Raw genomic sequence first — 24,822 nt, forward strand, 5'->3', positions numbered from 1 at the left:
CGCCCGACCCCGCGCGGCCGCGTCCGGCTGTGCGGGGCCGTACGGGGCCGTGCGCGGCCGGGCCCGTCAGGCGCCGAGGGCCGTGGCCAGGGAGCCCAGCAGGCCGACGACGCCCCCGGGGCCGTCGACGACGAGGTCGGCGCGGGCGGCCAGCTCGGCCACCTCCTCGCTGCCGCTGCACACCAGCAGGCCGGCGATCCCCTCGCCGCGCAGTTCCTCCACGGCGCCGAAGGCGGCGAGGTCGCCCAGGTCGTCGCCCGCGTAGAGGACGGACCCGGCCCCGGACTCCCGGAGGTAGCCGGCGAGCGCGATGCCCTTGTCCATGCCCGGCGGTCGCAGCTCCAGCACCATGCGGCCCGGTTCGAGGTGGAGGCCGTGCCGGTCGGCCAGCTCGCGCAGCGGGGCGTGCAGCAGGTCGAACGCGGCCTGCGGGCGGGCGGCGCGGCGGGTGTGCACCGCGACGGCCCGGCCGCCCTTGTCCTCGACGTGCACGCCCGCCAGGTCCGCCGCGGCCGGGCCGGAACCGGCGCCCTCCAGGAGGGCGGGCAGTTCGTCGCGCGCGGCCCGCACCCCGGGGTGCGGCGGCGGCGCGCTGACCGTCCCGGTGGAGGCCTCCCAGCGCTCGGCGCCGTAGTGGCCCAGGACGGTCATGCGGTCCAGGCCGGGGACGCCGGCGAAACCCCCGTACCGCACGGCGACCTCCGCCGGGCGGCCGGTGATCACCACGACCGACCCGATCCGGGGGGCGAGGCGGGCGAGGGCGGCCACCGCGCCGGGGTGCGCCCGGGCGTCCTCGGGCCTGGCGACGATCGGCGCCAGCGTCCCGTCGAAGTCGAGGGCGACCACGGCCCGCTCCGGGGCGGCCAGCAGCGCTTCGAGCCCCGCGCGGCCCTGGGGGGTTCTGGGTTCTGGGGTTGCGGCCATGGGCGGACACTACCCACACACGCCCCGGCCGTACCTGCGGGTCAGCGCCGGCCGCGGCGCGCCTCGCGCATCCGCCGCAGCCGGTTGACCGTCACGGGGTCGTGGGCGAGCGCCTCCGGCACGTCCAGCAGGGCGTTGAGCAGCTGGTAGTAGCGGGTGGGCGGGATCCCCAGGCGCTCCCGCACCGCCCGCTCCCGCTGCGCCGGCGTGCGCCACTGGCGCCGGGCGATGTCCAGCACCGCGAGGTCGAGCTCGGAGAGTCCGCCCGGGCGCCCCCGCGGCTCCTCCCCTGGGCGGGATCCGGCACCGGGATCGCGTCCGGGACCGGGTTCGGGGCCGGCCTCGGGGCTGTTTTCGGGACCGGGTTCGGGGCCGGGCCCGCGTCCGGCTCCGGGTTCTGCCTCGGTGTCGGGTCCGGGGCCTGCGACGGGCTCCGGCCCGGCCTGCTCCGCGGGCAGCGCGGGGCCGCCGCCCGCCTCTTCCGGCAGTGGCTGTTCTCCGCGCCGCGCGTCCTCGCCCATCTCTCACCCACTACCCGGCAGAACGGTGATTCCGCCTGATCAGACCTCCAATCTAGCCCGGGAGACGGACAGTCTCCGGTCGACGGGGCGGACCTCCGCGGACAGTGGACTAGACCTGTTGACCGCACATCGGCAACACTGTTGCGCGTGAGACACGTCATCGCCCTGGATGTGGGCGGCACCGGGATGAAGGCGGCCCTGGTGGGGCCGGACGGCGCCCTGCTGCACCGCGCGCTGCGGCCGACCGGCCGGGAGCACGGGCCCGAGGCCGTGACCGAGGCGGTCCTGCGGTTCGCCGAGGACCTGCGGGCGCACGGTGAGCGCGAGTTCGGCGAGCCGGCGGCCGCGGCCGGGGTCGGCGTACCCGGTGTGGTGGACGCCGGGACCGGGTCCGTCGCCTACTCGGCCAACCTCGGCTGGCGCGACGTCCCCCTGCGCTCCCTGCTCTCCGAGCGGCTCGGGGGCGTGCCCGTGGCCCTCGGCCACGACATGCGCGCCGGAGGACTGGCCGAGGGCCGCCTGGGCGCCGGCCGCGGGGTGGACCGGTTCCTCTACCTCGCCCTGGGCACCGGCATCTCCGCCGCGATCTGCATCGACGGCCGGATCGAGGCCGGGGCCCACGGCAGCGCCGGGGAGATCGGCCACGTGGTCGTCCGCCCCGGCGGGCCGGCCTGCGGGTGCGGCGGGCGCGGCTGTCTGGAGAGCCTGGCCTCCGCCTCCGCCGTGGCCCGCGAGTGGGCCGCGGCCTGCGGCGACCCGGGGGCCACCGCCGAGGACGCGGCGCGCGCCGTCGAGGCGGGAGACCCCCGCGCCCGGCGGGTGTGGGACGGGGCGGTCTCCGCCCTGGCCGACGGCCTCCTCGTCTGCATCACCCTTCTGGACCCCCGGGCCCTGATCGTCGGCGGCGGGCTGGCCGGGGCCGGGGAGACGCTGTTCGCGCCCCTGCGCGCCGCGCTCGCCGAGCGCGTCGTCTTCCAGACCCTCCCCACGGTCCTCCCCGCGGCCCTGGGCGACAACGCGGGCTCCCTGGGGGCGGGGCTGCTCGCCTGGGACCTGCTCCCGGACGGCGCCGAGCCCGCCGACGCCGCGTCCGCCGCGGGTCCGGCCGTCTCCGTCGAGGCGGCCGCCCGATGACGGGGCCGACCGTGCTGACGGGCGCCCGTGCCGTGCTGCCCGGCGGGGTCGCCGAGGGCGCCGTCCTGGCCGTCGAGGGCGGCCGGTTCACCGAGCCGCCTCCCGGTCCGGTGCCGCCGCAGTCGGTCGTCGACCTGTCCGGGTACTGGGTCGTCCCCGGCTTCGTGGACCTGCACGTCCACGGCGGCGGCGGGGCCTCGTACTCCGCCGGGACGGCCGAGGAGGCGCTGGCCGTCGCCGCGCTGCACCGCCGCCACGGCACCACGACCACCGTGGCGTCCACCGTCACCGGCGGCCTGGACGACCTGGCGCGCCAGGCGGCCGTCCTGTCCGAGCTGGTGGAGCAGGGGGACCTGGCCGGCATCCACTTCGAGGGGCCGTTCATCAGCCCCGGCCGCTGCGGCGCCCACGACCCGGCGCTGCTGCGCAACCCCGACCCGGCGGACGTGCGCCGGCTGGTGGAGGCCGCACGCGGCGCGGCGCGGATGGTGACCCTCGCACCCGAGCTGCCCGGCGGCCGGGAGTCCGTGCGGCTGCTCGCCGACCTGGGCGTGATCGCCGCCGTCGGGCACACCGACGCCGACTACGAGACCGTGCTGAAGGCGGTGGACGCCGGGGCGAGCGTCGCCACGCACCTTTTCAACGCCATGCCCGCCGTCGGCCACCGCGCGCCGGGGCCGGTCCCCGCGCTGCTGGAGGACGAGCGGGTGACCGTCGAGCTGATCAACGACGGCGTGCACCTGCACCCCTCGGTGCTGGGGCTGGCGTTCCGGGCGGCCGGCGACCGGCGGGTGGCGTTCGTCACCGACGCCATGGGGGCCGCCGGCGCGGGGGACGGCCGGTACCGGCTGGGCCCGCTGCGGGTCCGGGTGGAAGGCGGTGTGGCGCGGCTGGACGAGGGCGGCGCCATCGCGGGCAGCACCCTGACCATGGACCGGGCGTTCAAACGGGCCGTCACGGTGGACGGCCTGACGGTGGAGCAGGCCGTGCGGGCGGTGTCGGCGACCCCGGCGCGGCTGCTCGGGCTGTCCGACCGGATCGGTTCGCTGGAGCCCGGCAAGGACGCCGACCTGGTGGTCCTGGACTCCGGCTTCGACCTGGCCGGGGTCATGCGGCGCGGCGAGTGGGTGGTGCGCCCCGGGGAGCGGTGAGCGCGCCGCCGTCGGGCGGGCCGGTCCGGAGTCCCGTGGGGCCGTGTTCCGGCAGGTCCGGGCTCTGGGCCGATCATCGCTTCTTTGGCATGATCACTCGCGCACAGCCAAGCGCGCCACCCAGGGAGGGGTGTTCCGGGTGATCCTGACGGTCACGCTCGACACCGTCCTCGACGTCACCCACCGTCTGGGCGGGCCGCTCGTCCCGGGCGCCGTCCACCGGGTGCCGGAGGTCGTCGAACGGCCCTGGGGCGGGGGGCTGGGGGCCGCCCGGGTGCTCGCCGCGCTCGGCCGGCCGGTCACCGCGCTCGGCTTCGCGGGCGGGACCACCGGAGAGCTGCTGCGCCGTCACCTCGCGGGGGCGGAAGGGCCGTTGACGGACGCCCTGCTGCCGGTTGGCGGCGCCACCCGGCGGACCGTGACCGTGGTGGAGCCGGACGGCGGGGCGACCGTGCTCGACGGGCCGGGGCCGACCGTCACCCCCGCCGAGTGGGCCGCCCTCCTGGACGCCTACCGGGACCTGCTGGAGGAGGCGGAGGCCGTGGCGCTGTGCGGCGGCCTGCCGCGCGGCCTGCCGGTCGGCTCGTACGCGGACCTGGTGCGCGAGGCGCGCGGCCGCGGCGTCCCGGTGCTGCTGGGGTCCGGCGGAGAGGCGCTGCGCCGCGGGGTGGCCGCGCGGCCGGACGTGCTCGCGCCGGGCCGCGGGGAGCTGGCCCGCCTCACCGGGAGCACCGAGCCCGAACCGGCCGCCCAGGACGCACGGCGCCGCGGGGCCCGGGCCGTGGTCGTCCCGGCCGGGGCGGGGAGGATGCTCGCGGTGACGGCGGAGGGCTCCTGGTGCGCCTCGGTCACCGGCCGCCCGGCGGCCGGGGCGGTGCCGCCGGCCGACGGCCCCGCCGGCGCCGGCGACGGCGTGGTGGCGGGCCTGCTGGCCGGGCTGGCCGACGGCCTGGACTGGCCCGGGCGGCTGGCCGGGGCGCTCGCCCTGTCCGCGGCGTCGGCTGCCGACGGGACCGACCGCGGGGCCCGCGCCCGTGCCCTGTTGGAGGTGGACGTGCGGCCCTGCCCGCACTGACCGACCGCCCCGGCCCCCGCATCGGGGGCCGGGGCGGTCGCGGCGGTCGCGGGGAGGCGGCGCTACTTCTCGATGTGCCCCTGTTTCAACCACACCTTGTCGAGGTTGAAGCCGCACTTGTCGCCGTCTTCGCAGGAGATCTTGAGGGTGTTGGTGCCCTTGTTGAGGTTCACCCAGGAGTAGGTCTCGGTCCACGCCTTGGACCATTCCTTCTGCCCGGTGAAGTTCCCCATGTTTATCTTCCGGTCCTGCGCGGTGCCGTTGACCGTCAGGGTCGGGGTGGCGGTCTCGCCGGCGTTGCCGTAGCCGATGTAGAAGGTGTACGGGCCCGCCTCGGGGACGTCGAAGGTCCAGGTCGCCGAGGCGCCGACGACGTTCATGTGGTCGACGTAGGCGCCGTTGGGGCCGCTGGCCCCGGCGTGCTCGGTGCTGGCGGTGGCCCCGCCGTCGAGCCGCAGGCTGTTGGCGAACGCGGTGAGGGTCTTGAACTTCTTGGCGTCCTTCTTGTCCTTGCCCTTGTCGTCCCCGTCGGCGGCCTTGTTGTCGGGGTCCTCGCCGCCGGGATCGGCCGGGGCGGTGGCGGCGGGGTCGTCGGCCTGCTTCTCGTCGTCGTCACCGCTGCTGAGCGCGGCGACGGAGATGCCGACGACGACGGCCGCGACGACCGCGATCGCTCCGATCAGCAGCCCCTTGCGGTTGGGCCCGCCGCCCTGGGCCGCCCCGGCCGCCTGGCGGCTCGCCGCCCGCCCGCCGGGGGCGGCCGGCCCCTGGCCCCCGGGCTGGGGCTGGGGCTGGGGCGCCTGCGGGGGGTAGCCGTAGCCGCCGGGGACGGACGGCCTGCGCTCGCCCACCCGGGAGACCTGGTTGTAGGAGGTGCGGGGCACGCCGGGCTGCCCCGCCGTGCCCTGCCCGGCGCCCTGCTCACCCTCGCCGCGGTACAGGTAGGCGAACGGGTCGTCGTTCTCGGGCGTGCCGTTGGGACCGGCCGTCATCCGCTAGCTCACTCCTCAGTGCATCTGATCATGGCGCACACACGCTCGACGATCCATACCAGGGCCGGCACCGGCCCGACAGGAACCGTCTGTGCGGATGATCAAAGTTCATGATCGTTCAACCGCCGACACACTGCGTGTTCACTGTGTGTACCACGGTGCGGTGCGGACATAGCTGACCCGTCGCAGCCTACCTGCCCCGGGCCCCGCGCCTCTTCCGGTGTGACGGAACCGGAGGCTCCGCGGTTCCGCGGAACGCGGCTCGGAGGCGGTCCGGGAGGGCCCTCAGCCCACCCGGCGGTGGGACCGGGAACGGGACCGCTTCTCGACGTACATCCGCTGGTCGGCCGACTGCAGCACCTCGTCGGCGGTCATCCCGCACCCCGCCCAGCTGACGCCGAAACTGGCCCCGACCCGCACCGTCCTGCCCTCGACGCGGATCGGCGGGGCGATCGCGCTGCGCAGCCGCACCCCCAGGTCCTCGGCGTCCTCCCGGCCCAGCCCGTCCGCCAGGACGACGAACTCGTCGCCGCCGAGCCGGGCGACCGTGTCGCCGTCGCGCACCGCGGCGGCCAGCCTGCGGGCCACCTCGACCAGCACGGCGTCGCCGACGTGGTGGCCGTAGCGGTCGTTGATCGCCTTGAAACCGTCGAGGTCGCAGAAGAGCACGGCGACCCCTTTCTCGCCCTGCGTCCCTCCGCCGGGGAGGGTGTCGGGGGAGACGACGTGCACGTGGTGCTCGATGAGGGAGGGGAAGCAGTCGGGTGCGTAGCTGTAGGGGTGCTCGTAGCCGTTGTGCGTGTCCGGGCCCGGTGGTCCGCCGGGGCCGGCGACGGCGGTCTGCGGCCGGTCGCACAGCCGGCCGGCCAGCCTGGAGCGCAGCTCGGCGGCGTTGGGCAGTCCGGTCAGGCTGTCGTGGCTGGCGCGGTGCGCCAGTTGCAGTTCGCGCCGCTTGCGCTCCTCGATGTCCTCCACGTGGGTGAGCAGGGCGCGCGGGCCGTCGGTGGCGTCCGCGACCACCGAGTTGCGCAGCGAGACCCACACGTAGGAGCCGTCGCGGCGGGCCAGGCGCAGTTCCGCCCGGCCGCCCTCGGCGGAGGTGCGCAGCAGGACGCCCAGGTCGTCGGGGTGGACGAGGTCGGCAAAGGCGTAGCGGCGCAGGGAGGCCGCGGAGCGGTCGAGGAGCCGGCACAGGGCGTCGTTGGCCTTGAGGAGCTTGCCGTTCTGGTCCCCGCCGAGCTCGGTGATGGCCATGCCACTGGGGGCGAATTCGAACGCCTGGCGGAAGCTCTCCTCGCTGGCGCGCAGCGCCTGCTGCTCGCGCTCCAGCCGGACCAGCGCGCGCTGCATGTTGGCGCGCAGCCGGGCGTTGGTGATGGCGATGGACGCCTGGAAGGCGTACATCTGCAGGGCCTCGCGGCTCCAGGGCCCGGGGCGTCTGCCGCCCCGGGGGCGGTCGACGGAGATGACGCCCAGGAGTTCGCCGTTGGAGCTGTACATGGGGGCGAAGAGGCAGTCGTGGGGGTGCCAGGCGTCGGGGTCGGCGGAGGGTGCGCCGGTCCTGGACCACAGGGGGACGTCGCCGGAGGCCCAGCCGTGGTCGTGCGGCACGAAGCGCAGCTCGCCCCACTGCTCGCCGACCGCGAGGAGCCGTTCCCACGACTCGCGGGAGCCCACGGCGCCGGTGAGCACCGAGGTGGCGTCCGGGTCGCCGGAGACGGCGGCGACCACGAGGTCCCCGTCGTTGTGGACGAGGTTCACCGCGGCCATCTCGAATCCCAGGCCGTTGACGACCCCGTCGACGACGACCTGCAGCGTCTCTGCCAGGCTGCGGGCGGTGTTGAGGTCCGCCACCATCTGGTGCAGTTGGCGCAGGGTCGCCAACCGGACGTACGGCTCCGACTCGGTTTCCATCGCTCTCCCCGAGCCCTCGACAACAACTCCTGATTTCTTATCGTCCGATTGCCACGGCCACTGAATCACAGCGAGCAGTTCGCCCGGTACACAGGGTCAACAATTAAGACCCCATGTGACCCAAGTCACAGCTGTATGTGAAAGATTGATTACAGAACGTTCGATTCCGCCTTCACGTCCTCAACACGCTCGGTCCGCGGTCCTGGTCCCCGGACCGGTCCCGGGGCCGGTCCGGGGACCGATGCCCGGACACCCCCGACCGGGCTAACGTTCGAGATGTGTTGCCATCACATACAGGCCGGATCCCGTCGTCCCCGCCCGTCCGACATGCTGGAGGAATGCCCTCTCCGCACGAGCCCCCCGCACCGGTCCCGGCCGCAGAGCACCGGGTGAGCCCCGACGAGTTCCGCGCCGCCCTGTCCAGGCTGGCCGGCGGAGTCGTCCTCCTCACCGCCCACGACGAGGACGAGGGCCCGCACGGCGAGGACGTCGGCATGACCGCCACCGGGTTCATGTCCGTCTCGCTCGAGCCGCCCCTGGTCCTGGTCAGCGTGCGCGAGGGGTCCCGCATGGACGACCTGCTCTCCCGGCAGCCCCTGTGGGCGGTCTCGGTCCTCTCGGAGAGCCAGCGGCACATCGCCGGGCGCTTCGCCATGCGCGGCCGGCTCAGCGACCGGCTGCTGTTCGAGGACGTCCCCTACTACCGCGGCGCCTTCTCGGGCTCTCCCGTCCTGGGCGGGGCGCTCGCCGTAGTGGAGTGCCGGACCGAACAGCGCGTGCCCGCCGGTGACCACACGCTGGTCGTCGGACGGGTGCTCGACGCGTCGACCCCCAGCGCGGGCGGCAACCCGCTGACGTACTTCCGCGGCCGCTACCGCTACCTGCGCTGACGGTCCGACCCCCGGCCCCGGAGCCCCCGGCCCCCGGAGCCCCCGGCCCCCGGAGCCTCCGGGCCCCGGCCGGTCACGTCCAGTCGCGGCCCGAGCGCCCGCCCTTGATGTCGCCGCGGCGGCGCTTCTCCCGCAGCCTGCGCTCGTTGATGCCGCGCGGGACCTTCGTCGGACGCCGGGGCCGGGGCGGCGGCGCCGTCGCCTCGGCCAGCAGCGAGGCCATCCGGGCGGCGGCGGTCTCGCGGTTGCGCCACTGCGAGCGGTGCTCGGAGGCCCGTACGACCAGCACTCCCCCCACCAGGCGCCCGGCGAGCCGCTCCAGGGCCCGCTCCTTCCACACCGGGGGGAGGGCGTTCGAGGCTGCCAGGTCGTAGCGCAGCTCCACCTGGGTGTCCGAGGTGTTCACGTGCTGGCCGCCGGGCCCGGAGGAACGGGAGAAGCGCCACACCAGCTCGGCCTCCGGAACCGAGACCGGGCCGCGGACGCGTATGTCGGCAGGCATGACGCCATGATCCCCCGGTCCGGGGCCCGCCGTCACCCGATTTGCCCTGCAAGGAACCGGCGGACGGTGCCGTCACGTTGGAGGGGGTAACGGTAGCGTCGTCGGCGGGGACGAAACCCCCGCACCCTCGACGCAGGATCCAGGAAAGGGACATCCATGGCTGTAAGCCTGTCCAAGGGCGGCAACGTCTCCCTCACCAAGGAGGCCCCGGGCCTGACCGCCGTCACGGTCGGCCTCGGCTGGGACGTCCGGACCACCACGGGCACGGACTTCGACCTCGACGCCAGTGCCATCGCCGCGAACTCCGCCGGCAGGGTCGTCTCGGACCAGCACTTCGTCTTCTTCAACAACAAGCAGACCCCGGACGGCACCATCGTCCACACCGGTGACAACCTCACCGGCCAGGGCGAGGGCGACGACGAGCAGATCAACGTCAACCTGCAGGGCCTGCCGGCCGACGTCGAGAAGATCGTCTTCCCGGTCTCGATCTACGACGCCGAGACCCGCAGCCAGAACTTCGGCCAGGTCCGCAACGCCTTCATCCGCGTCGTCAACCAGGCCAACGGCACCGAGATCGCCCGCTACGACCTCACCGAGGACGCCGCCACCGAGACCGCCATGGTCTTCGGCGAGCTCTACCGCCACGGCGCCGAGTGGAAGTTCCGCGCCGTCGGCCAGGGCTACGCCTCCGGCCTGGCCGGCATCGCCTCCGACTTCGGCGTCAACGTCTGACGCACCGCGACCGTCCCCCCTCCGGCACCGGAACCCCGCGCGGGTTCCGGTGCCGGAGCGTTTCGGGGCCGGGTCGTTTCGGGGCCGGGGCGATTCGGGGCCCGCGGCACGGCGGCTCCGCGATTCCCCCGCCAAAAGCCCCCCCGTTTCACCGCTCCCTCACATTCCCCCTCCCCCGCCTATTCGGCTCGGGTCGCCGGGAAAAAATCCCGCCTTTGAGGGCTTTCCCCTGGTGTACGATTCCCAGGGATTCGGTAATCCGCCGGGAGGCACAGTGGAAAGGGAGCCGTCCCACGGTTCGGCTGCACGGAACGGCCCGGAACTGCTGGAGGAAATGGAACTCCGATTCGCGGACTGGTTACGGCGGGACGGCGCGACCGCGGTCCTGGAGGAGCCCCGGCTCCCCCTCGACCCGGAGACCCTGGGAGAAATTCTGCGGAGCCTGGGCGCCGGGGACGGGAAAATTCCCGGGCGCATCGCCCCGGAACTCCCTCCCGGATTTCGCCCGTCGCGTTTCCGGAGGACTCCTGAAGCGATTCACCGGCCGCCCCCGCCGAATCGCTGAGAACCGGCCGCCCCTGAAATGCGGCAGGGGGGCCGCCGGTGCTGCGGCCCGGGGCGCCGCCGGAAGGCGCGCGCCGGGCGGCCGTCACCGTACGGCCGCCGCCGGGCGGTTCCCGCCGGGAGCCGCCCACGAGCGGGGCGCGCAGTGGCTCCGCAGGGCCCGGACGGTGCCGGACTCGCGCCGCTCCGGCGGGCGGGCCTCCTCGCCCCCGGCCCCCGCGAGCGTCGCCAGGGCCACCGTGAGTGCCGCCAGTTCCGCTGGGGTCGGACTGCCCCTGAGGACCCGCGCGAGGACCGGCCCGGCCGGCCCCCCTCCGGAGCCGGTCCCCCCGGAACCGGTCTCCCCGGAGCCGGTCCCCCCGGTGTGCGCCTCCCCGGGGCGCGCCCTTCCGGCCGTCATGCCGGGGGGTTTCCGTGCTTGCGGGCGGGCAGTTGCGCGTGCTTCTCCCGCAGGACGTCCAGCGAGCGGATCAGGACCCGGCGGGTGTCGGCCGGGTCGATGACGTCGTCGACGAGGCCCCGCTCGGCCGCGTAGTAGGGGTGCATCAGCTCGGCCCGGTACTCCTTGACCAGGCGTTCGCGGGTCGCCCCGGGGTCGTCGGAGGCGGCGATCTGCCGGCGGAAGACGACGTTGGCCGCCCCCTCGGCGCCCATCACCGCGATCTCGTTGGCCGGCCAGGCGTAGGCCAGGTCGGCGCCGATGGAGCGGGAGTCCATGACGATGTACGCGCCGCCGTAGGCCTTGCGCAGCACCACCGAGATCCGCGGCACGGTCGCGTTGCAGTACGCGTACAGCAGTTTGGCGCCGTGCCGGATGATGCCGCCGTGCTCCTGGTCGACCCCGGGGAGGAAGCCGGGCACGTCGACCAGGGTGACCAGCGGGATGTCGAACGAGTCGCACATCTGGACGAACCGTGCGGCCTTCTCCGAGGAGTGGATGTCCAGCACCCCGGCCAGGGACTGCGGCTGGTTGGCGACGATGCCCACCACCTGCCCGCCCAGGCGGGCGAGGGTGCAGATGATGCTGGTGGCCCACCGCTCGTGGACCTCCATGTGCTCGCCGTCGTCGACGATCTCCTCGATCACCGCGCGCATGTCGTAGGGGCGGCTCCCCTCCAGGGGGACCAGGTCCGCCAGCTCCTCGCAGCGCCGGTCCGCGGGGTCCGTGGGGACGACCGCGGGCGGCGCCTGGCGGTTGTTGGACGGCAGCAGCGACAGCAGGTAGCGGACCTCCTCCAGGCAGGAGGCCTCGTCGTCGTGGGCGAAGTGGCACACCCCGGAGGTCTCGGCGTGGACGTCCGCGCCGCCGAGCCCGTTGTGGGTGACCTTCTCGCCGGTCACCGCCTCCACCACCTCCGGGCCGGTGATGAACATCTGCGAGGTCTCCCGGACCATGAACACGAAGTCCGTCAGGGCCGGCGAGTAGGCCGCGCCTCCCGCGCAGGGACCGAGCATCACCGAGATCTGCGGGATCACCCCGGACGCCCTGGTGTTCCGCTCGAAGATCCCGCCGTACCCGGCGAGCGCCGAGACGCCCTCCTGGATGCGGGCCCCGGCGCCGTCGTTGAGCGAGACCAGCGGCGCGCCGGCCGCCAGCGCCAGGTCCATGATCTTGTGGATCTTCTGCGCGTGCGCCTCGCCCAGGGCTCCGCCGAAGATGCGGAAGTCGTGGGCGTAGACGAAGACCTTGCGGCCGTGGACCGTGCCCCACCCGGTGACCACCCCGTCGGTGTGGGGCCGCTTCGCCTCGAGCCCGAAGCCGGTCGCCCGGTGCCGCCGCAGCGGCTCCACCTCGTGGAAGGAGCCCTCGTCCAGCAGCAGGTCGAGCCGTTCGCGCACCGTCAGCCTGCCCCGGGCGTGCTGCGCCTCGGTCGCCCCCGGGGCGCCCAGGCGCACCTCCTCCCGCAGGGCCTCGAGTTCGGCCGTCCGGTCGCGCATCGTGGCACCGCTCCGCAGCATGATTCGGCCTCCCAGCCCTGGTCAGCATTCCGTTCGGTCGGCCGTGGGGCCGCGGACGGCGTCGGACGCGCGCCGCGGCGTCGGCTCCGGCAGCGGCCGCTTCGGTGACGGCGGTCCCGGCGGCCGCGCCGGACGGGGCGGCCGCACCTCCCCGGTCCTTCTCCGGCGGGGAGCCGCGCTGCCGATGCTAGGGAGGGGCGGGCCGCCTTCCCAGCGATCGGCCGGCGGTTGACCGCAAGATGACAGGGGCCCGACCGGTGCGCGGCCGGGGCGCCCGCCCTCCCGGGGCGCCGCCGGTGCCGCCCGTCCGGGGGTCCGGGCGGTGCTCCCGGCGGCGTCCGGCCGGCGGGCGCGGCCGGGCCCGCCCCGGCCGGCGCCCCGGACGCCCCCTGGCAGGTTGGTGCCAGGGGGGACCGGGCCGGCCGTCACCGTCCGGGCTCCCCGGCGCGCCTCGCCCTGCGGTCGACCGCCTGCAGGATGTCGCGCCGCATCAGGCCGCTGCCCGCGCGCACGACGAGCCAGTAGCGGGCGAAGGCCCGTCGGGTCGCCCCGTCGGTGCTCCGCACCCGGGTCTCGGTGGTCACCCGCGTCCCGTCGCCCTCGGGGACGAGCCGGAAGTTCATCACGACCTTGGACCACCCCGGCGCGTCGAAGGCCGCGAACGCCTCCGGGTCGCCGCGCACGACGTCCGGGCGGGAGGGGCGCACAGCGGTGTAGCGGGCGATGTCGCCGAGCACCACCTCGCGGGGCGGGTCGGTGGCCAGTTCGCGCGGCGCCATCGAGTCCAGGACCCGTACGTCCAGCGGGCCCGCGCCGTCCCGGCCCCACGCCGCGGGGCCTCCGCGCAGCCGGGTGAGGGCGACGGTCAGCCCGAGGTCGTGCGCCCTCAGGTCGGTCAGCGCCTCCCACACCGCCCCGGGCGGCGCCGCGATCCACCGGTCGTGCTGCTCGCGTTTGTCGTACTGCGGCAGCAGGCGGTCCATCGTCCAGTCCATGGCTCTCCCTCACAACGGTGGCGGCGCGGCGGCTCGTGGTGCCCGGGCCGGCCGGGGCGGCGGGGCCTCACCCGACGGCGGGGCGGTCCGGCCCGGTGCCCGCCGGCAGGCGGTCGTAGGCGCGCTCGACGTGGGAGAGGGCGTCCAGCAGCTCGGAACTGGTCACGTCCCGGCGGGTCCCGCCCCCGGCCACCGCGCCGATCGGCATGGACCCGGTGGACGCCCACCGCAGCCTGCCCCCCGAGTCGATGTAGCTGCGGGCCCGCCCCCGGTTGTCGGCGTGCAGGCAGTACGGGACGTCGAGGTAGCCCCGGGCGAACGCGCGCACCATCGCCCGGCCCACGTCGGGGTGGAGGTCGAGGACCGCCTCGACCAGCAGGCGGGCCTCGGCCGCGATGCCGGTGTCGGGCACCGGCGGGTGCTCCCGGCCGGCCGCGTCCTCGGCGGCGGCGGCCGCGAACTCCAGGGCCTCCACGTTCTCCTCGACCGTGGGGATGCGCCACGCCTCGGCCGCCGTCTTGACGATCAGCCGCTCCGCGCCGGTGCGCACGGCCAGCTCCGCCGCGTCGCGCAGCAGCGCCAGGGCGCCGTGGCGGGTGCGCGGGAACTTGCCCATGTAGGTGTAGAGCACCACGTGCCAGTCCACGTCCGGCAGGAACTCTCCGGCCAGGGCGCGCAGGGCGGCCAGGCCCTCCGCGTCCTGCTCCGGGTCGGTCTGCTGGGAGAAGCTGAGCGAGATGCTGCGCAGGCCGTGGCTGCGGAAGAACATCCCTTCGAGGAGGGTGAGGGCGACCAGCAGGCCGGGCGGGCACATCTGGCCCATCATGCAGCCGCCGAAGCTCTCCAGGTGCGGTTCGAACCCGTGCTCCCGCAGTTCGGCGAACCGCTCGCAGGACCGCGCCCAGCTCTCCGTCGCCACGGCCAGGGGGACCCGGCTGTAGGGCAGGCAGTACGAGACCGGGCCGCCCTCGGTGGCGTCCAGCCCGGCCGCGGCCATCGCGGCGAAGATGTCGTCGGGCAGCGGCGAGCCGTGGCGGACCTGCACCGGGAAGCGGGGGCCGCGGATGCCGTCCGTCACCGCCCGCGTGACGTCCGGGCCGTGGGTGACCAGCGGGTAGCCGTTGAGCGGGGTGCCCGCGGCGGCGGCCCGCGCGACCGAGGCGTAGTCCTTCACCCGCGTGTAGCTGTCCAGGGTGACGGTGCCGACCGCGGCCGCCCGGGCCCGCCGCACGGCGGCCAGCCCCCGTCGCATCTCCCGGGGGTCGTCGAACCCCATCCGGGGCTGCACCACCAGCGGCGCGGACCGGAGCAGGTTCCCGACGGCCGCGGCGAACGCCCCGTCCGCCGGGCGCCCGGGCCGGGTGTCCCGGGCGGGCGGCCCGGACGGGCCCGGGACGGGGACGGGGACCGGGCCGGTTCCGGTGCCGGTTCCGGTGCCGGTTCCGGTGCCGGTTCCGGTGCCGGCGGTCACTGCGTGCCCACCCGTCCGGCCGGGGCGGGTTCCAGGGCGCGCACGAACTCGACGAACAGCTCCGGGGCCGCGTCGTCCTGGAAGACGGCGTCGAACCCGGCGGCCACCAGCGCGCGGCCCGCCTCCTCGTCCCCGCCGCGCACGCCGAGCTTGCCCCCGATGACCGCGGGGACTCCGCGCAGTTCCGGCCGCGCCCGCAGCCTGCCGATCAGCCTCTCGCCGTCCGCGCGGCCGTGGCCGTTGACGGTGCTGATCACCAGCAGGTCGGGGCGGAGCGCGGCGCACTCGCCGATCAGCAGCTCGTCCGGGACGCACGCGCCGAGGTTGACGACCTCGCACCCGGCCTCCTCCAGCAGCAGCTGGAGGAAGACGAGGTTCCAGGTGTGCGCGTCGGAGGAGACGCTGCTCAGGAGCACCCTGCGGGCTCGGCCGGGCGCCGGGTCCGCGGGGCCGGTCCTCGCCGCCGCGGATCCGGCGTCCGGCACGAGGGGGCCGGCGTCCGGCACGACGGGGCCCGCCTCCGGGAGGAGGGGGCCGGCGTCCGGCACGACGGGGTCGGTCTTCATGGGCACCACGCCTTCAGCGGGACGGTCAGCCGCAGCCGCCCGCGGTGTCGTGGTCGTAGGCACCGACCAGATCGATCACCGCGGCGGGCACGCCGGCGAGGGGGTCGGGGAACCAGTCGTCGTCGACCTCGATGCGGCCGGGCGGGAGGGAGTCGGGGAGGACCGGCCCCGGTGCGGCGGCGTCCTGCTGTGCGTTCGTCATGCCTTCTCCCGCCCCTCCTGCGCGGCGGCTCTGGCCGCGGCCTTCTCCAGGGCCGTCGCCAGGGCGTCGAGGAACGCGTCCAGGCGGTCGACGCCCCAGAAGCGGTGCGGGCCGACCTTGAAGTAGGGGATGCCGAAGACGTCGTCGTCGTAGGCGGCGGCGAGCGCGTCGGCGCCCTCGGCCCGGATCTCCGGGTCGTCGACGGCGGAGACCATGGCGTCTCCGTCGAAACCGGCCGCCTCGGCGATCCGGTGCAGGACCTCCGGCTCGCAGACGTTCTCGCCCCGCTCCCAGCGGGCCTCGGTCACCGCCCGGTAGAAGTCCTGCGCGCGGCCGAGCCGGCGGGCCCGCAGCCAGGCCAGGTGCGGCAGCTCCCACCAGGGGTCGATGTCGACCGGCCAGGTCATCCGGTAGCCGAACTGCTGGGAGAGGCGCTTGGTGTCCTGGAGGATGTACAGGTGCTTGGCCTTGGACATCTGGACGTAGTGCATGCCGGAGCCGCGTTCCTCCAGGGCGGCCTCGGTGACCTTGTCCGGTCCCCAGAACGGGTAGTAGTCGATGACCTCGGGGGCCTGCGGGAACCGCTCCTCGAGCCGGCGCAGCGCCATCCAGCTGAAGGGGCTGCGGAAGGAGAAGTAGAGCCTCGGCGGACGCCTCATGCCCGGCCTCCCAGGAGGGCGGCGCGGGTGGTGTCGTCGAACTCGGCCAGGGAGCCGGCCTTCTCCCCGCGGCTGACCGCGTAGCCGTGCATGATGCTGCCGGTGGCCGTACGGACCAGCTTCCCGTCGCGGTGCACGTAGCAGTCGAAGGACGCGGTGTACATGACGTCCTTGATGATCTCCTGCACGTTCAGGACGGTGTGCAGGGTCTCCTCCATGAGCGCGTCGGCGAGCAGGTGCACCCGGGCCCGCGACACCACGGGGATCCAGCCGCGCTCGACGAGCATGGTGCGCACGGAGATGCCGCGGGCGTCGAGGAAGCGGTCGACGACCTCCTCCATCGCCCGGACGTAGCCCGAGTGCTGCATGCGGTCGGAGAAGCGGCAGTAGAAGTAGGGGATCCGCCAGGACCACAGGAAGGCGTTGGAGTCGGCGGGGGCCAGGACGCCGGCCACGTCGGCGGCGTCGGCCTCCTTCGCCTGCTCGCCCGCGACGTCCGCCAGGGCCGCCGCCTCGGGGACCGTGTACGGCTCCAGGAACGCCGGGACGGGCTCCGCCGCCGGGACGTCCTTGAGGGTCACCAGGGCGACGCGCACCTTGCCGCTGCACACCGTGACCGTCTCGCCGTCGCGCTCGACGGTCAGCTTCACCTTGAACGGCACGCCGTGGCCCGGCTTGGGCCGGCCGGGCTCGACGACTGCGGTCACCGCGTCGTCGATGCCGAGGGTGGCCGGCAGGCTCACCGAGTGGTCGACGAACTCCAGGCCGAGGCCGTAGGCGTGGTAGAGCTTCTCCGGCCCCACGCCCTTGCTGCGGAAGTACTCGAGCACCCCTTCCTCGCTGAGGTACATGAAGTGCTTGAAGCCGATCCAGGTGCGGATGTTGGCGCCCTCGTAGCGGGGCTTGCCCACGGGTACGGCGAGGGTGCCGTCGAGCAGGTCTGTCATGAGCCTGTCCTTCACGTGCGTGTCGTACCGGCACCGGACGGTGACGGCGTGGGTGTGGGGTCCGGGAGGACGGACCGCAGGAATCCGGCGATCCCGGCCGCCACGTCGGCCGGCCTCTCGACGTGGCAGCAGTGGCGGTAGTGCGGGTACTGGCGCACCGTCGCCGCGGGCATCGCCGCGGCGAGGGCGGACGCGCGCTCCCCGGCGAGGGCCTCGTCGTGCTCGCCGGCGAGGACCAGGGTCGGCACGGGCGTGCGCGTCAGGTCGAGTTCGGTGGTGCCGACGAACTGCAGGAACAGGCTGAGGAAGCCGACGGGGCCGATCCTGTCGACGACCGCGTCCACCATCGCGGAGAAGACGTCGTCCTCCATGCGCGCGGCGCGCGGGCCCAGCCGCACTCGCGTCCCCTCCGCCATGGTGCGGCGGAAGCCGGCCAGCGCGGCGTCGTGCAGGGCCCAGTCCACCGCCAGGCTCTCCGGGCGGTAGAACGGGGCGACCAGGACGGCCGCGCGGACGCCCTCGGGGCCCCGGGGCCCGCAGTCGGCCAGGTGCTGGAGGACCGCGTTGGAGCCGAAGGAGTGACCGACCAGCACGTCGGCCGGCTCGGGGAGCCCGGCGAGCGCCTCGCGCAGCCAGTGCGCGGGGGTCCCGCGGTGCGGCCACCGGTAGGGGTTGCCCGCCCGCCACGGCATGTCGAGCGCGTAGGTCCGGCAGCCGCCCGGGAGCGTCGCGGCGAGCTGCTCCGCGAGCGGCGTCCAGCTCTCCCCGGTGTCCTCCATGCCGTGGACCATGGCCACCACCGGGCCGGCGTCGCCCGGTCCGCGCCGGGCCGGCCGCACCTCCCTCGGCTCCTCCATCTCTAGGCCCTCCCGGCCGGGACGGGCACGCGGACCCGCCCCAGGCGCACCGAGGCGTAGCCGTCCTCGGCGTCGCCGCAGGTGACCAGGGCGCTGCGGCGCTCCCCGTCCGGGTGGTCCCCGACGGTGAGCCAGGACGCGGCGAGGGCGAGCTGGAGCACCCCGAGGGCGCCGTAGGTGTCCCCCAGGTGCGCGGAGACGTCGACGGCCGACGGGCCGCCGGCGCCGGGCGGCACCAGCCGCAGCGCGCCGGCCGCGGGCTGCGGGTGGTCGTCCGGGCGGGCGTGGTGGCGCACCGGGCCGAGCAGCAGGTCCGTGCCGGGGCCGCGGGGTTCGAGGACCAGGCAGGCGGCGGCCGCGCGCAGTCCGCCGGCGGGCGCCGGGTCCTCCCGCAGGCCGGCCAGGGCCGCGGCGACCTCGTCGTCGGGCTCCACGCCCACCACGACGACCCGCCGGGCGCGTCCGCCGTGCAGCAGCAGGGAGCCGAGCCTGACCGCGTCGAGACCGGAGGTGGCGCCGCTGCACACCATCAGGTTGGGGCCGGTGAAGCCGTAGCGGATGGCGATGACGCTGGCGATGACGTTGCTGGACGCGTTGGGCCCGTTGAGGGGGCTCACGTCGTGCGCGGAGCCCGCCCGCATCGTGGCGGCGACGTCGCGGACGGTCTGCACGTTGCCCAGATTGGAGCTGACCACCACGGCGGTGCTCCCCGCCCCGGGGAGGGGTTCGGCGAGCCGGCCCGGGGGCAGTCCGAGAGCCCGGTGGACGGCGCACAGGGCCAGCCGGGTGGCGGGCTCCTTGAACAGCAGGCCCTTGCGGCCCAGCACGGTGTGCGCCTGGTCGGGCCCGCAGGCGGGTTCCGCGGCGGCCAGGACGGCCCGTGCCGCGGCGTCCCCGGCGGGCGCGGCGGCCTCCGGCCCGTCGCCGGCGCCCGGCACGTGGACGCAGTGCGCGGTGACCGCGACACCTCCGGCCGGGGGCGTGCTCGTTTCCGTGCTCCTGGTACTCATCCGTCCACCCTGATGACGCTCACCGCGTTGACACCGCCGAAGCCGAACGCGTTCACCTGGGCCACCCGCGCGTCGCAGGCGGCCGGTTCCCCGGTGACCAGCCGCAGGCCGGCGGCCTCGGCGATCGGGGTCCGCAGCCCGGCGGTCGCCGGCACCGAGCCGGTGCGCAGCGCCTCGGCCGCGACCAGCAGGCTCATCAGCGCGGCGCTGCCGGAGGTGTGGCCGACGGACCCCTTGATCCCGGTCACCAGCGGGCCCGTGCCCGCCCCGGCGAAGACCTCGCCGAGGGCGGCGGCCTCCGTCGGGTCGTTGAGCGCGGTGCCGGTCCCGTGCGCCAGCACCAGGCCGACGTCCTGCGGCCGCACCCCGGCCCGCTCGTGGGCGTCGCGCATCGCGGCGACGATGCCCGCCACGTCCGGTGCGGTCTCGTGGTGGGCGTCGCAGGACAGCCCCGTGCCCAGCAGTTCGGCCAGCCAGGTGCCGTGCGCGTCCTCGGCCCGCTGGAGGACGACGGCGGCCGCGCCCTCGCCGAGGAGCACGCCGGCCCGCCCCTCCTGGAAGGGCTGCAGGGCCGGGGTGGGGGCGTCGACCACCCGGCCCATCATGGTGAGCATGCTCTCGCTCATCGCGTCGCAGCCCGCCGCCACCACCGCGTCGGCCTCGCCCGCGGCGAGCAGGTCCTGGGCCAGCGCCAGGGCGTGCCCGGCGGCCGAGCAGGCGTTGGACACCGTGAGGACCTCGACGGCCTCCGGCAGGACCTCGCGCACGGCCGCGTCGAAGTGCAGGTCGCGCCTGCGCACCGGGACGCCGTCCAGGGCCCAGCGCTCCACCGCCCGCAGCTCGCGCAGGCCGGTGCCGACGACGACGGACACCCGCTGCACGGACGGGTCGATCCCGGCCTGCCGGACCGCGCCGCGCACGCACGCGGCGAGCCAGCGGCCGGTCCGCAGCAGTGGCTCGTCCCCGCCGCCGTCCCCGTCCTCGATGTGGTAGCCGCGGGTGACGTTGATCCGGTCGGTGTCGTAGAACCGCAGCGGACCGCTGCCGTCGGCACCCTTCGCCAGGGCGGTGAGGGTGGCCGCGGTGTCGCCCAGGCAGGTGAGCATCTCACCCCCGGTGATCGCGACGCGCACGGTGCCACCCCCTCAGCACGGCGGCGCCGACGGCGCCGTCGGGGGAGCAGGAGGTCACCACGGACAGGCGGCCGTCCAGCGCGGGGTCGATCCGGTGCCGGCCGAGGAGGGCGGCGATCTGCAGCGAGCCGGACGCGCTGTGGCACTCGCCGGTGGACCGCTTGACGCGCAGCCGCTCGGCCGCCGTGCCCAGGGCCGCCTCGATGCCGCGGCGCTCCACCGCGTCCCGGTGCTCCACCCCGCTCTCGCCGGAGGCCACCGCCCACACCTCGGACGGTGCGGCGCCGGCCCGCTCCAGGGCCCGGGCGATGCAGGTCGCGAGGCCCTCGGCGGCGCCGGGCCGTCCCCGGTCGCCGGCCTCGGGACGGCCGTCGGCGGGGGCGTAGGTGCCGACCTCGACGGCGAGCACCTCGGCGTCCGGGAGGCGCCCGGCGCGGTGCACCGCGGCGGCGTCCTCGACGACGAACACCGCCGACCCCTCGCCCACCGGTGCGCGGCCGTCGTCGGCGGCGTACAGGTGGTGGGTGCCCCAGGCCGTGTGCGGGCTGAACTCCTCGACGGAGCCGACGAGGAGGGCGTCGGCGTAGTCGCGGCGGATCAGGTTGCGGGCGTAGCGCAGCGCGCTCAGCCCGGCGAGCTGCCCGCCGGCGACGGTGGCGTTGACGCCCTTGAGGCGGTGCCGGATAGCCGCCTGGCCGGCCGCGCAGTTCATCACCGTGTTGGGGAAGAGCATGGGGTTGACCAGGTAGGGGCGGTCCTGGACGAGGGTCTCGCGGCTGTACTCGCCGGTGGCCCTGATGCTGCCGGCGGTGGTGCCCAGGACGATGCCGACCCGCTCGCGGTTGTCGTCGCCGACGGCGAGGTCGGTGTCGTCCAGGGCCAGCGAGCAGCCGACGAGGGCCAGCGAGGTGCTGCGGTCGAAGAAGCTGGTGCCCTTGCGGCCGAGGTGGTCGCGGACCCGGAAGTCGGGCATGGCGCAGGCCTCGGCCGCGGGCAGGTCCTCGTCCTCGAACATCCCGGTGACGTCGCGCAGGCCGCTGCGGCCCTCGGTGACGGCGGCTGAGAACTCCTCGGCGCCGATCGCGAGGGAGCAGACGGTGCCCCATCCGGTGATGGCGAGCGCCCCGTCGCGGGGCAGGTGCCCGGCCGCCGCCTCCGGGCGCGCGTCCGGCAGTGCTGTGGCGTTCATGCGACCCGTCCGAGGATGGTGATGGCGTTGTTGCCGCCGAAGGCGAACCCGTGGTTCTGCACGACCCGCGGCCGGGCCGGCCGGCTCTCGTTGGGCACGGGGTCGATGAGGGCGAGCTCCGGGTCCTGGGTGCGGTGGTTGACGGTGGGCGGGAGCCAGCCCTGGTCGATGGCGAGCGCGGAGGCGATGGCCCCGAAGCCGCTGGCCGCGCCCATGGTGTGGCCGAGCATGGACTTGATGGAGCTCATCGGCGGCGGCTCCTCCCCGAATACCTCGATCACCGCCCGGGACTCCATGGCGTCGTTGGCCGGGGTGCCGGTGCCGTGGGCGCAGATGTAGTCCACGTCCGAGGGCTCGATGCCGGCGTTGTGGTGCGCCCGGCGCATGCACTCGGCGATGCTCACCGGGTCGGGGGCGACCATGTGGTTGGCGTCGCAGTTGAGCCCGTAGCCGAGGACCTCGGCGTAGATGTGGGCCCCGCGGGCGGTGGCCGACTCCAGGGTCTCCAGGAACAGGGCGGCGCCGCCCTCCCCGGTCAGGATGCCGGAGCGGTCCTTGTCGAAGGGGGAGCACGCCTCCTTGGTGAGGGCGCCGAGCCGGTAGAAGCCGGCGTGGGCCCAGCGGCAGACCGAGTCCGCGCCGCCGGCGATCATGTAGTCGGCGTCGCCGGTGTGGATCTGGTCGTAGGCGTAGCCGAGGGCGTAGTTGCTGGCCGAGCAGGCCGTGGACAGCGTCACGGCCTCGCCGGTCAGGCCCAGCTCCTGGTTGACGGCGTTGGCCAGCCGGGAGGCCGGGACCTGGCGGACGAGCTCGGGGGTGAGCCCGGTCAGCCCCCGGTCGACCCATTCGGCGGTGAGGCGTTCGACGACCTGCGACTCGCCGCTGGTGGTCCCGATGCTGGAGCCCGCCCGGGACCGGGAGAGCTCCTCGGGGTCCATGCCGGAGTCCTCGACGGCGAGCCGGGCGGCGGCCGCGGCGAACAGGCTCGTGCGGCCCCAGTCGGCCGGCGAGACGGTCCGCAGGAGGGCCTTGGGGTCGAAGTCCGCGACCTCGCCGGCCATGAAGTGGGGGAACCCGGAGGCGTCGAAGCTGGAGATCGGGGAGATCCCGCTGCGGCCGGCGCGCAGTGCCGGGCCGAACGCCCCCACTCCGGTCCCTATGCTCGATATGGGGCCGAGCCCCGTGATGACGACGCGGCGTCCCATGTCATGCCTGCCAGCCGGCGTGCTGGGCCACCACGTCGTGGACGGCCCGCAGGTTGCCCATGTTGGGCAGCTCCGACTGCGGGATGTCGATCCCGTACTTCTTCTCGATCCGGGCCAGGATCTCGATCGCCCGCAGCGAGTCCGCCTCGTGCTCCTCCACGAACGAACTGGTCTCGGTGATCTCCTCCGGCTCGACCTCCAGCACCTCGGCGACGATCTCGCGCAGCTCGTCGAGGTGGTCGGCGTTCACGGCCTGGGACATGTACGGCTCCTTGGGTTGTGGTGCGGACGGACGGGTGCGGGCCGGCCCGACGGGGGCCCGGACCGGCCCGCGGTTCAGGGGGCGGCGGCCGAGAGCCCGCCGCGCACGGCGGCGAGTACCGAGCCCACCGTGGCGATGCGCTCGCCGCCCGCCCAGATCTCGCCCTCCATGAGGACGTTGTCGCCGATCGTCCGGTCGATGCGGACGACGTGGCGGAGCACCTGGCCGGGCCGGGCGCTGCCGGTGATCGAGACGTCGCGGGCGGAGCCGAAGACGAGGGTGCCCCGCACGGGCGTGCCCGCCGCCTCCGCCGTGCGCAGCCACAGCACCGCGCCGCTCTGCCCGAACGACTCGACGAGCAGGGAGGCGGGGTAGGCGTAGGCGCTGCCCGGGAGGTCCTCGGCGAGGTCCGCGTAGCAGGGCTCGCTGCCGGCGACGGCCTTGGTGGCGACGACGTGCTCCCCCGGCACGAGTTCTGCCACCTCGTCGACCAGCAGCACCGGGTGGCGGTGCGGGAGGACGCGGCGCACGGCCGCGTGGTCGAGCACGGGCGCGTGGTCGAGCACGGGCGCGGCGCCGGGGGCGCGTGTCCCGCCGGGAGCGGGAGCGGGGGCGGTGCCGGAAGCGGGGACGGCGCCGGGCGCGGGGGCGGAGTCGCCCTCCTCGCGGATGCGCAGCCCGAGGGTCGCCCGGGCGGCGAGGGTGCCGTCCCCGCGGGTGCACCGCGCCCTGACGCGCACCAGGTGCGGGTCGTCGGCGTCCCCCGCCACGTCGCAGCCGATGTGCAGCGTGTCGCCGGGCAGCAGGGGCGCGGCGAAGGAGAGGGAGTCGATGCGGACCAGGTCCGCCGTCGCACCTCCGCCGCGGTGCTCCCGGGCCCACAGGCGCACGGCCTGGTGGACGGACTCGAGGGTGAAGACGCCCGGGTAGATGGTGAAGTCCGGGTAGTGGCCGGCCAGGTAGGGATCGTCGGCCACGATCTCCTTGACCGCCTCGACCCGGGTGGCGGTGCACGTGCCGACGCGGTCGACGGCGGTGAGCGGTGCGGCGAACCGGCGGCTCATGGCGGTGGTCCTCCTCGGGGCGGTCCGGTGGCGGGGCGGGGCTGCGGCAGCGGGCTGCGGCGGCGGTGCCGCGGCGACGGGCCGCGGCGGGCGGATCGGTGTCAGAGCACGATTCCGCCGTCGACCTGCATCACCTGGCCGGTGATGTAGCCGGCCCGGTCCGAGACCAGGAAGGACACCAGTTCGGCGACGTCCTCGGAGGTTCCGAAGCGCTTCATCGGGACCATCCCCAGGGCCTGCTCGCGCAGCTTGTCCGGCAGGCGCTCGGTCATGTCCGTCTCGATGAAGCCCGGGGCGACGACGTTCACCCGCACCCCGTAGGCGGCCAGTTCCTTGGCGAGCGCCCGGCTCATGCCGTTCAGGCCGGCCTTGGCCGCGGAGTAGTTGGTCTGCGTGGGGTTGCCGTACACGCCGGCGACCGAGGAGACGTTGACGACGGTGCCGCGGCGGCGCTTCATGAAGCCGAAGACCATCGGCCGGCAGAAGTTGAAGGCGCCGGTCAGGTTGGTGTCGAGGACGGCCTTCCAGTCCTCGTGCGGCATGAGGACCATCGGGTTGTCGCGCACGATCCCGGCCGAGTTGACCAGGGTGTCGACGGGGCCCAGCTCCGCCTCGGCCTCCTTGACGAAGGCCTCGGCGGCCTCGGCGTCGGCCACGTCGCACGGGGCGTGGAAGCAGCTCACCCCCTGCTCGCGGATCAGCTCCGCGGTCTCCTCCGCCCGCTCCTTCTCGCTGCGGTAGCAGAACGCGACGTCCATGCCGTCCTGGGCCAGGCGCAGGGCGACGGCCCTGCCGATTCCGCGGGAAGCCCCGGTGACGAGGGCACGGCGTTTCGTGGACAAGGGAATCTCCTCGCGCTTTTCGCGGGCCGGGGCGAACGGTTCGCGGTTCGAACGGTTCGTGC

The 24,822-nt window shown here is 75.2% G+C and carries 24 protein-coding genes and 1 pseudogene; 5 read left to right on the plus strand and 20 right to left on the minus strand.

What is annotated here, in order from left to right; all coding sequences use genetic code 11:
* Positions 1 to 66: 66 nt before the first annotated feature.
* Positions 67 to 924: a trehalose-phosphatase gene (gene otsB / locus GQS52_RS10435; RefSeq protein ID WP_182313125.1), complete on the minus strand. Its 858-nt coding sequence runs from the start codon at positions 922 to 924 to the stop codon at positions 67 to 69.
* A 41-nt stretch (positions 925 to 965) separates the two neighbouring features.
* Positions 966 to 1,187: pseudogene (locus tag GQS52_RS27650) on the minus strand (DUF3263 domain-containing protein); the annotation flags it as partial.
* Positions 1,188 to 1,592: 405 nt separating this feature from the next.
* Here GQS52_RS27650 and GQS52_RS10445 point away from each other — a divergent pair.
* From GQS52_RS10445 to GQS52_RS10455, 3 genes are all read left to right on the plus strand, one after another.
* Complete coding sequence (locus GQS52_RS10445; protein WP_182313127.1) at positions 1,593 to 2,579, plus strand: ROK family protein; 987 nt, start codon at positions 1,593 to 1,595, stop codon at positions 2,577 to 2,579.
* Positions 2,576 to 3,730 (plus strand): N-acetylglucosamine-6-phosphate deacetylase, encoded by a 1,155-nt coding sequence (gene nagA / locus GQS52_RS10450; RefSeq protein ID WP_182313128.1) that lies wholly within the window; start codon positions 2,576 to 2,578, stop codon positions 3,728 to 3,730. Before GQS52_RS10445 ends, nagA begins: the two co-directional genes overlap by 4 nt.
* Before the next feature lie 139 nt (positions 3,731 to 3,869).
* On the plus strand, positions 3,870 to 4,805 hold the full coding sequence (locus GQS52_RS10455) for a PfkB family carbohydrate kinase (RefSeq protein ID WP_182313129.1): 936 nt from the start codon (positions 3,870 to 3,872) through the stop codon (positions 4,803 to 4,805).
* A 62-nt stretch (positions 4,806 to 4,867) separates the two neighbouring features.
* On the opposite strand, the gene GQS52_RS10460 is transcribed toward GQS52_RS10455, so the two are convergent.
* The gene (locus GQS52_RS10460; RefSeq protein ID WP_182313130.1) at positions 4,868 to 5,797 is read right to left on the minus strand and encodes a hypothetical protein; all 930 of its coding nucleotides are present in this window, start codon (positions 5,795 to 5,797) and stop codon (positions 4,868 to 4,870) included.
* A 285-nt stretch (positions 5,798 to 6,082) separates the two neighbouring features.
* Positions 6,083 to 7,711 (minus strand): diguanylate cyclase CdgB, encoded by a 1,629-nt coding sequence (cdgB, locus tag GQS52_RS10465; RefSeq protein WP_182313131.1) that lies wholly within the window; start codon positions 7,709 to 7,711, stop codon positions 6,083 to 6,085.
* A gap of 338 nt (positions 7,712 to 8,049) precedes the next feature.
* Between cdgB and GQS52_RS10470 the strand changes: the two genes are divergently transcribed.
* Positions 8,050 to 8,601, plus strand: a complete 552-nt coding sequence (locus GQS52_RS10470) for a flavin reductase family protein (protein ID WP_182313132.1) — start codon at positions 8,050 to 8,052, stop codon at positions 8,599 to 8,601.
* A gap of 73 nt (positions 8,602 to 8,674) precedes the next feature.
* Here the strand turns inward: GQS52_RS10470 and arfB are convergent, their stop codons facing one another.
* Entirely contained in the window at positions 8,675 to 9,103 is a 429-nt protein-coding gene (gene arfB, locus GQS52_RS10475) for an alternative ribosome rescue aminoacyl-tRNA hydrolase ArfB (protein ID WP_182313133.1), read from the minus strand.
* Positions 9,104 to 9,259: 156 nt separating this feature from the next.
* Here arfB and GQS52_RS10480 point away from each other — a divergent pair, with 156 nt between their 5' ends.
* Positions 9,260 to 9,835 carry a TerD family protein gene (locus tag GQS52_RS10480; RefSeq protein ID WP_182313134.1) on the plus strand — a complete coding sequence of 192 codons (576 nt, stop codon included), beginning with the start codon at positions 9,260 to 9,262 and terminating at the stop codon, positions 9,833 to 9,835.
* Between the two features lie 960 nt (positions 9,836 to 10,795).
* Here GQS52_RS10480 and GQS52_RS10490 read toward each other — a convergent pair.
* From GQS52_RS10490 to fabG, 15 genes are all read right to left on the minus strand, one after another.
* Complete coding sequence (locus GQS52_RS10490) at positions 10,796 to 12,358, minus strand: acyl-CoA carboxylase subunit beta (protein WP_259370695.1); 1,563 nt, start codon at positions 12,356 to 12,358, stop codon at positions 10,796 to 10,798.
* Positions 12,359 to 12,783: 425 nt separating this feature from the next.
* Positions 12,784 to 13,353 (minus strand): hypothetical protein, encoded by a 570-nt coding sequence (locus tag GQS52_RS10495; protein WP_182313136.1) that lies wholly within the window; start codon positions 13,351 to 13,353, stop codon positions 12,784 to 12,786.
* Positions 13,354 to 13,420: 67 nt separating this feature from the next.
* The gene (locus GQS52_RS10500; protein WP_182313137.1) at positions 13,421 to 14,824 is read right to left on the minus strand and encodes a methylaspartate mutase; all 1,404 of its coding nucleotides are present in this window, start codon (positions 14,822 to 14,824) and stop codon (positions 13,421 to 13,423) included.
* The gene (locus tag GQS52_RS10505; protein ID WP_182313138.1) at positions 14,821 to 15,390 is read right to left on the minus strand and encodes a cobalamin-dependent protein; all 570 of its coding nucleotides are present in this window, start codon (positions 15,388 to 15,390) and stop codon (positions 14,821 to 14,823) included. Before GQS52_RS10505 ends, GQS52_RS10500 begins: the two co-directional genes overlap by 4 nt.
* A 25-nt stretch (positions 15,391 to 15,415) precedes the next feature.
* Complete coding sequence (locus GQS52_RS10510) at positions 15,416 to 15,592, minus strand: hypothetical protein (protein WP_182313139.1); 177 nt, start codon at positions 15,590 to 15,592, stop codon at positions 15,416 to 15,418.
* Complete coding sequence (locus tag GQS52_RS10515; RefSeq protein WP_182313140.1) at positions 15,589 to 16,251, minus strand: DsbA family protein; 663 nt, start codon at positions 16,249 to 16,251, stop codon at positions 15,589 to 15,591. Before GQS52_RS10515 ends, GQS52_RS10510 begins: the two co-directional genes overlap by 4 nt.
* Complete coding sequence (locus GQS52_RS10520) at positions 16,248 to 17,198, minus strand: thioesterase family protein (protein WP_182313141.1); 951 nt, start codon at positions 17,196 to 17,198, stop codon at positions 16,248 to 16,250. Before GQS52_RS10520 ends, GQS52_RS10515 begins: the two co-directional genes overlap by 4 nt.
* A gap of 11 nt (positions 17,199 to 17,209) precedes the next feature.
* A complete protein-coding gene (locus tag GQS52_RS10525) occupies positions 17,210 to 18,055 on the minus strand; it encodes an alpha/beta hydrolase (RefSeq protein ID WP_182313142.1) in 846 nt (281 codons plus the stop codon).
* Between the two features lie 2 nt (positions 18,056 to 18,057).
* Entirely contained in the window at positions 18,058 to 19,065 is a 1,008-nt protein-coding gene (locus GQS52_RS10530) for a beta-ketoacyl synthase N-terminal-like domain-containing protein (RefSeq protein ID WP_182313143.1), read from the minus strand.
* Positions 19,062 to 20,198: a beta-ketoacyl synthase N-terminal-like domain-containing protein gene (locus GQS52_RS10535; protein WP_259370696.1), complete on the minus strand. Its 1,137-nt coding sequence runs from the start codon at positions 20,196 to 20,198 to the stop codon at positions 19,062 to 19,064. The genes GQS52_RS10530 and GQS52_RS10535 overlap by 4 nt, the downstream gene beginning before the upstream one ends.
* Positions 20,173 to 21,387, minus strand: coding sequence for a beta-ketoacyl synthase N-terminal-like domain-containing protein (locus GQS52_RS10540; protein ID WP_182313144.1), 1,215 nt, complete (start codon positions 21,385 to 21,387; stop codon positions 20,173 to 20,175). The genes GQS52_RS10535 and GQS52_RS10540 overlap by 26 nt, the downstream gene beginning before the upstream one ends.
* Entirely contained in the window at positions 21,384 to 22,592 is a 1,209-nt protein-coding gene (locus GQS52_RS10545) for a beta-ketoacyl-[acyl-carrier-protein] synthase family protein (protein ID WP_182313145.1), read from the minus strand. The genes GQS52_RS10540 and GQS52_RS10545 overlap by 4 nt, the downstream gene beginning before the upstream one ends.
* Position 22,593: 1 nt before the next feature.
* Positions 22,594 to 22,854, minus strand: a complete 261-nt coding sequence (locus tag GQS52_RS10550) for an acyl carrier protein (protein WP_182313146.1) — start codon at positions 22,852 to 22,854, stop codon at positions 22,594 to 22,596.
* A gap of 74 nt (positions 22,855 to 22,928) precedes the next feature.
* Positions 22,929 to 23,918: a hypothetical protein gene (locus GQS52_RS10555; RefSeq protein WP_182313147.1), complete on the minus strand. Its 990-nt coding sequence runs from the start codon at positions 23,916 to 23,918 to the stop codon at positions 22,929 to 22,931.
* Between the two features lie 101 nt (positions 23,919 to 24,019).
* Entirely contained in the window at positions 24,020 to 24,766 is a 747-nt protein-coding gene (fabG, locus tag GQS52_RS10560) for a 3-oxoacyl-[acyl-carrier-protein] reductase (RefSeq protein WP_220472841.1), read from the minus strand.
* Positions 24,767 to 24,822 lie beyond the last annotated feature (56 nt).

Origin of the sequence: Streptomyces sp. SCUT-3 (assembly GCF_014083985.1) — a bacterium.
In the GTDB taxonomy this organism is placed as follows: domain Bacteria; phylum Actinomycetota; class Actinomycetes; order Streptomycetales; family Streptomycetaceae; genus Streptomyces_H; species Streptomyces_H thermolineatus.